Source organism: Curtobacterium sp. B18 (assembly GCF_000333375.1).
Classification (GTDB): Bacteria; Actinomycetota; Actinomycetes; order Actinomycetales; family Microbacteriaceae; genus Curtobacterium.
Genome location: NZ_BACZ01000121.1, coordinates 1 through 6,726, shown reverse-complemented (window position 1 = coordinate 6,726; position 6,726 = coordinate 1). Strand labels below are relative to the sequence as shown.

Below are 6,726 nucleotides of genomic sequence, written 5' to 3'. Positions count from 1 at the left end.
TTCGTCCTGTTCGTCGCCGCCCTGATGTCCGTCCCGGTCGACGTGCAGGAGGCCGCGGCGATCGACGCGCCCGGACCGTGGCGCACGCTCTTCCGCATCAAGATCCCGCTGATCAGCCCGACGATCCTGTTCGCCACCGTGATCGCGATGATCAACGCGATGCAGCTGTTCGACCAGCCCTTCATCATGACGAAGGGCGGGCCGGGCACCGCGACGACGACCGCGACGATCTCCCTCTACCAGGCGGGCTTCCAGAACCTGCAGTTCGGGTTCGCCTCCGCCATCGCGATCCTGCTGCTCGTCATCATCGGCATCATCACCGGGATCCAGTTCATCGCCGCACGAAAGCTGGTGTTCTACCAATGACGACCACCGACGTCCTCAACCCGCTCCACGCGCCGGAGACCGTCGCGCAACCGAGCGTCGCCCACATCGTCCGTCGCCGCAGGCCGGTCGCGACCGTCGGCAGCGTGATCGGACTCGTCATCCTGATCATCGCGGCGGTGTTCGCGCTCGGACCGCTGCTCTGGACGCTCACCACGTCGCTCCGGACACCGGCGGAGTCGTTCAACAACCCGCCGCAGTGGATCCCGCTCTCGTGGGACTTCAGCAACTACGCGGCGGTGTTCAACCAGATCCCGATCGGCCAGTTCTTCGTCAACAGCGTCATCGTCACGCTCCTGATCGTCGTCGGGCAGACCATCACCTGCACGCTCTCGGGCTACGCGTTCGCGATGATCAGCTTCCCGGGGAAGAACACGATCTTCGGCATCTTCCTCGCCACGATGATGGTGCCGATCCAGACGATCATCATCCCCGTCTTCGTCATCCTCAAGGACATGGGACTCACCGGTTCCATCGCCTCCCTGATCGTCCCCGCGCTCGGCAGCGCGTTCGGCACCTTCCTGATGCGGCAGTACTTCATGCAGATGCCGCGGGAGCTCGGCGAGGCGGCCCGCATCGACGGTGCGACACAGTTCGGCGTCTTCTGGCACGTGTACTCGCGGATGGCCAGCCCGGCGATCGCGACGCTCGCGATCCTGAACTTCTCGGCGTTCTGGGCCGAGTACTACCGGCCGCTCATCTTCCTCAACCAGCAGGAGACCTTCACGCTGCCGCTCGGACTGGTCGGGCTGCAGGGCAACCTCGGGACCGGCTCGATCTCGGTCGTGCTCGCCGGGGTGGTCCTCACGATGATCCCGAGCGTGCTGCTGTTCGTCTTCGCCCAGCGGTACTTCATCGAGGGCGTCACGGCGGGGTCGTCCCGATGACCGACACGCCCGTGACCGAGGCGCCTCCGGCAGCGGCTGCCTCGGCCGACGCCCGCGCCGTCCCCACTCCGTCCCAGGAAGCAGCACCGACCGTGATCGCACCAGCCGACCACCACCTCCCGCAGTTCCACGTCCGACTGCCCCGCGGGTACGTCAACGACCCGAACGGCCCGATCGACATCGGCGGGCAGGCCCACCTGTACTTCCAGTCCCGGCCGCGCGTCGACCTCGACGTCCCGGTCGAGTGGGGGCACGCGACGAGCGACGACCTCGTGCACTGGACGCTCCACCGTCCGGCGATCGTGCCGGTGCCCGGTGGCGCCGACTCCGGGGGTGCGTGGTCCGGCAACACGGTCCTGCACGAGGGCGTCGTCCGCGCCTACTACTCCGGCAAGGTCGACCACAGCCCGTTCCAGTCGGTGCTGCTCGCCGAGTCAACCGACGGCGGGGCCACCTTCGGTGCGCCCGTCCAGGTCGTCCGGGACCCCACCGCCGACGAGGCGATCACGATGTTCCGCGACCCGTTCGTCTGGGCCGACGGGGACGGGTGGTCGATGGCCGTCGGTGCCGCGGACGTCGACCAGGTGGCCTCCGTCCGGCACTACCGCTCGACCGACGGCGTCGACTGGACGTTCGTCGGCGACCTGGTCGCGATGCCCCGCGGCACGGTCGACGGCATCGACACCGGCGAGGGGTGGGAGTGCCCCCAGGTCATCACGGTCGACGGCACCGACGTGGCGATCGTCGCGTCCTGGTCCCACGCCGAGGGACCCGGCGACGTGCTCGCGGTGCCGTTGACCGGTGCACCGCAGCCGTCCCGGATCGACGACGGCCAGCACTTCTACGCGGCCTCGGTGATGCGGGCAGGGTCCTGGGGGTCGGTGCTGTTCGGCTGGGTCACCGAGGGCCGGACACCGGAGTGGACCGAGCAGGCGGGCTGGTCCGGCGCGATCTCCCTGCCACGCCGCGCGTGGGTCGCGGACGGCCGCCTCCGCACCGAACCCCACCCGGCCGTCGACGCGCTCCGCCCCGACACGGTGCCCTCGGACCGCGGTGAGACCATCGGCGCCCAGGCGGAGATCGTGCTCGAGCTCCCGGTCACCGGCCGCATCCGGGTCCGGTTCTCCGACGACGAGTTCCTCGACGTCGTCGTGGACGCCGCCGCGGGCACGCTCACCGTCGACCGGTCCAGCGCCAGCACGGACCACCGGGCCGACCGAAGCCCTGCCGTGGTCCGTGACGCGTTCGACGCCGCGGCCGACAGGCCGGCGGTCCGGGTGCTGCTCGACGGCTCCGTCGTCGAGGTCTTCACCAGTGCCGGTCGATCCGTCACGACCCGGGTCTACCCGCTGCAGGCACCCCCGTGGACCGTCGAGGCGCCGGCCGGTGCCAGATGGTGGTCGCTCGGGGAGACCGTGGCACCGGTGACGCCCGCGCCGGCGGTGGTCGTCGCGGGATCCGGGCCGGCCTGATGCCCTGGGAACGCGGCAGCGTCGCCGCTCGTGGACGGGGATGCCCGTGTCGGTGATCACCGTCGCCGGGGAGGCACTCGTCGACGTCGTCCACGACGGAGCCGGACACGTCCGCGAGGTACCAGGCGGAGGACCCGCGAACGTCGCGCTCGGCCTGGGACGGCTCGGCGCCGACGTCGAGTTCGCCACCTGGCTCGGTCCCGACGACCGCGGGCACCGCATCGCGGAGCACCTCGCGGCCTCGGGTGTGCGGCTCGTCGACGGAGCCTTCGGCGCCGCACGCACGTCGTCCGCGACGGTGCAGCTCGGTGCCGACGGGCAGCCCTCCTACGTGTTCGACATCGAGTGGGACCTCCCGCCCCTGCGACGGACACCGGAGTGGCTGCACGTCGGGTCGATCGGCGCGTTCCTGCACCCCGGCGCGGAAGCGGTGCTGGCCGCGGCGGAGCGGACGACGGCCGCCGGCGGCACCGTCTCGTTCGATCCGAACATCCGTCCCGCCCTGCTCGGCACCCGGGATGGTGCCCGCGCCCGCTTCGAGGAGCTGGCGACCCGCGCGACGGTGGTGAAGCTCTCCGACGAGGACGCGGCGTGGCTCTGGCCCACGCTCGACCCCGAGGCGGTGCTCGGCTCGATCCTCGCCCTCGGGCCGGAACTCGCGGTGATCACCACGGGTGCCTCGGGGTCCGTCCTGGCCACGGCGGACGAGCGGGTGTCGGTCCCGGGTGAACCGGTGGAGGTCGTCGACACCGTGGGTGCCGGCGACACCTACACGGCCACGCTCGTCCGGCAGCTCACCGGGGACCGGGCGCAGCCGACCGACGGATCGTCGCTGGGGCCCCTCGACCGCGCGGCGCTGACCGTGCTCGGGCGGACCTGCTCCACCGCCGCGGCGATCACGGTCGGTCGCCGCGGTGCCGACCTGCCGACGGCGGACGAGATCCACCTCGCCGGCGCACCGAGGGCCGAGCGGTGACGGCGCCCACCGTCACGGACGGGGCACGGCGCCGCACGACGGGCACGATGTCCCTCGGCCAGCACCTCGACGAACTGCGCCGACGGCTCGCCCGTGCAGCGCTGGCCGTGGCCGTGGCGGCGGTCGCCGGCTGGTTCCTCACACCCGCCGTGCTCGCGGGGCTCCGTGCCCCGGTCGCCGAACTCGCGACGGGCATCGGCGGGCACACCGCCGAGCTGAACTTCCCGGCGATCAGCGGGGCCTTCGACCTCCGCCTCCAGATCACCCTGACCATCGCCGTCGTCCTCGCCTGTCCGGTCTGGCTCCACCAGGCGTGGGCGTTCGTCGTCCCCGCGCTGCTCCGGAAGGAGCGGGCACACGCCGTCGGGTTCCTCGGTTCGGCGATCCCGCTGTTCCTCGGCGGGTGCTGGTTCGGGTGGTCCGTCCTGCCCCACGTCGTGCAGGTGCTCGGCAGCTTCGTCGCGCACCAGGACACCTCGATCGTCGACGCGAAGGCCTACTACGACTTCGCGATCAAGCTCGTGCTCGCCGTCGGGATCGCCTTCGTCCTCCCGGTGTTCCTCGTCCTGCTCAACGTCGTCGGGGTGCTCTCGGCGGCGGCGATCCGGGGCGCCTGGCGCATCGCGGTCCTCTGCATCCTCGTCTTCACCGCCCTCGTCACGCCGTCCGCCGACGTCGCCTCGATGTTCCTGCTGGCCGTGCCCATGGTCGTGCTCTACCTCGCCGCGTGCACCGTCGCGTGGCTGCACGACCGTCGCCTCGAGCGTCGTCTCGCAGCGGCCTCGCGCGCCGTCGACTGACGCGCACCCTCCTGTCCTGCATCCCCCATCCCGTCCACCCAAGGAGAACACCGTGCTCGGCAACCTCACCGGCATCCACCTACTCGTCATCCTCGGCATCGTCGTCCTGCTCTTCGGCGCCACGAAGCTGCCGGCGCTCGCCAAGGGCCTCGGACAGTCGCTCACGATCTTCCGGCGGGAGGTGCGGGACGGCGACCAGCACCGTCCCGCGTCCGACACCGCGGCTCCCGCACCGGAAGCGGCCCCGGCGACCCCCACCGAATGACCCGACCACGCCGGTCCGACGGGAGCGTGCGGTGGACGTCGACAAGCTGATCGTCCTCGGGATCGTCGCCGCCGTGTTCCTCGGCCCCCATCGCCTCGTCGGCGCGGCGCAGCAACTCGCCGTCTTCATCCGACGACTCCGTCGGTGGGCCGACGCCACGAAGGCGCAGGTCGAGGAGGAGACCGGTGTCGAGATCGACTGGTCCGAGCTCGACCCGCGTCGGTACGACCCACGCCGGATCATCCGTGACGCCCTCACCCAACCGCCGTCGACACCGTCCGCGAGCGAGCAGCCGGACCACCTGTCCGTGACGCCGCCCGGCGGGCGCGGACCGCACGAGTGACACCCTGCGCTCGCGAACCGCACGGCTGACACCCTGCGCTCGCACCCCCGTCGTCCCGACGACTCCCGAGAAGGTCTTCAGAGAGGAAGGCTCGAACCACCATGTTCCGACCACTGCAGCGCTTCGGCGCGATCGCGGCGGCAGCCGTGACGGGCGCGCTGGTCCTGGCGTCCGTGACCGCCACCGCCAGCGAAGCCGACACCCGCCAGTACCACGAGACGTACCGGCCCCAGTTCCACTACTCGCTCCCGTCCGGCTGGATCGGCGACCCGAACGGGCTCGTCCACGAGGACGGCCTCTGGTACCTGTTCAGCTACGGCACGTGGGAGGGGGCCGTCAGCAAGGACCTCGTGCACTGGCAGAAGATCCCCGTGCGCGGTCCGGAGCCCGACCCCGGGAGCTCGGCGTTCTACTCCGGGGGAGCGGTCGTGGACACCGGCAACACCAGCGGCCTCGGGACGAAGCGGCACCCCGCGATGGTGGCGTTCTACACGAGCGTGCAGGCGGGCACCGGCATCCAGACGCAGTCGATGGCGTACAGCACCGATCACGGCCGCACCTGGACCCGGTACGCCGGCAACCCGGTCCTCGACCTCCACTCGACGAACTTCCGCGATCCGAAGGTGTTCTGGTACGCGCCGAAGAAGCAGTGGGTGATGGCCGTCACGCTCTCCGACCAGTACAAGATCGCCTTCTACACGTCGAAGGACCTCCGGTCGTGGACGCACGCGAGCGACTTCGGCCCGCACGGTGCGACCAGCGGTGTGTGGGAGATGCCGGACCTCTACTCCCTGCCGGTGGACGGCGACCGCCGGAGGACGAAGTGGGTCCTCACCGTCAGCGTGGGCAGCACCGGCGTCCAGTACTTCACGGGGCAGTTCGACGGGACGTCCTTCACACCGGACGGACCCGCCACCTACACGGCGCCGCGTGGCACGGACGTCGCCGACTTCGAGTCCGGCATCTACGCCGGGTGGACGGCGACCGGTTCCGCGTTCGGCACCGGTCCAGCGGCGGGCGCGCTCCCCGACCAGCAGGACGTCAGCGGGTACCAGGGCCGGTACCTCGTCGACAGCTTCGCCGGTGGTGACGCATCGACGGGGACCCTCACCTCAGCGCCGTTCACGGTCCGCGGGAAGCGGCTGAACTTCCTCGTCGGTGGCGGCGACAGCCCCGCCGTTCCGGGCGCGGTCCCCGCCGGGACGGTCCCCGAGGGCACCGTCCTCGCCGACTTCGCCGGACCCACCTACGGAACGGGATGGACGGCCACCGGGGCGTTCGTCGGTGCCGGTCCGACCCAGGAGTCCCTGCCGAACCAGATCGGCAGCTCGGTGCTCGACACCTTCACGCCTGCCGGCGACACCGGGACGGGGACGATCACATCGCGGACGTTCACGATCACGAAGCCGTACGTCGACCTGCAGATCGCGGGCGGGGACCACCCGTGGGGGCAGCCGCACCCCACGGCGGTCAACCTCGTCGTCGGCGGGAAGGTCGTGCAGTCGGTCACCGGTGACGGCACCGGCACGCTCCGGTGGGCGAGCCTCGACGCCTCCGCGTACCGGGGCGAGGACGCCCAGGTCCAGATCGTCGACGACA

At 71.2% G+C, this 6,726-nt stretch carries 8 protein-coding genes; all 8 read left to right on the top strand.

The window, feature by feature from the left end:
• Positions 1-366 (top strand): carbohydrate ABC transporter permease (locus tag I5E_RS03370; RefSeq protein ID WP_022905749.1); only part of this gene is annotated, 366 nt, incomplete at its 5' end.
• A complete protein-coding gene (locus I5E_RS03365) occupies positions 363-1,271 on the top strand; it encodes a carbohydrate ABC transporter permease (RefSeq protein ID WP_022905748.1) in 909 nt (302 codons plus the stop codon). The genes I5E_RS03370 and I5E_RS03365, both read left to right, overlap by 4 nt.
• Positions 1,268-2,743, top strand: a complete 1,476-nt coding sequence (locus I5E_RS03360; protein WP_022905747.1) for a glycoside hydrolase family 32 protein — start codon at positions 1,268-1,270, stop codon at positions 2,741-2,743. Before I5E_RS03365 ends, I5E_RS03360 begins: the two co-directional genes overlap by 4 nt.
• A 40-nt stretch (positions 2,744-2,783) precedes the next feature.
• Entirely contained in the window at positions 2,784-3,719 is a 936-nt protein-coding gene (locus tag I5E_RS03355) for a carbohydrate kinase family protein (protein WP_022905746.1), read from the top strand.
• Positions 3,716-4,519, top strand: a complete 804-nt coding sequence (tatC, locus tag I5E_RS03350; protein ID WP_022905745.1) for a twin-arginine translocase subunit TatC — start codon at positions 3,716-3,718, stop codon at positions 4,517-4,519. The genes I5E_RS03355 and tatC overlap by 4 nt, the downstream gene beginning before the upstream one ends.
• Before the next feature lie 52 nt (positions 4,520-4,571).
• Positions 4,572-4,784 carry a twin-arginine translocase TatA/TatE family subunit gene (gene tatA, locus I5E_RS03345; RefSeq protein WP_022905744.1) on the top strand — a complete coding sequence of 71 codons (213 nt, stop codon included), beginning with the start codon at positions 4,572-4,574 and terminating at the stop codon, positions 4,782-4,784.
• 31 nt (positions 4,785-4,815) lie between these two features.
• Positions 4,816-5,127, top strand: a complete 312-nt coding sequence (locus tag I5E_RS03340; RefSeq protein ID WP_022905743.1) for a twin-arginine translocation protein subunit TatB — start codon at positions 4,816-4,818, stop codon at positions 5,125-5,127.
• Between the two features lie 101 nt (positions 5,128-5,228).
• On the top strand, positions 5,229-6,726 hold a 1,498-nt coding region (locus I5E_RS03335), incomplete at its 3' end, for a glycoside hydrolase family 32 protein (RefSeq protein ID WP_022905742.1).

What these genes read in the sequence shown, in the direction of transcription:
- I5E_RS03355 (WP_022905746.1), top strand. Translation starts at nt 2,784, where the DNA reads ATGCCCGTGTCGGTGATCACCGTCGCCGGGGAGGCACTCGTCGACGTC.
- I5E_RS03365 (WP_022905748.1), top strand. Translation starts at nt 363, where the DNA reads ATGACGACCACCGACGTCCTCAACCCGCTCCACGCGCCGGAGACCGTC.
- I5E_RS03360 (WP_022905747.1), top strand. Translation starts at nt 1,268, where the DNA reads ATGACCGACACGCCCGTGACCGAGGCGCCTCCGGCAGCGGCTGCCTCG.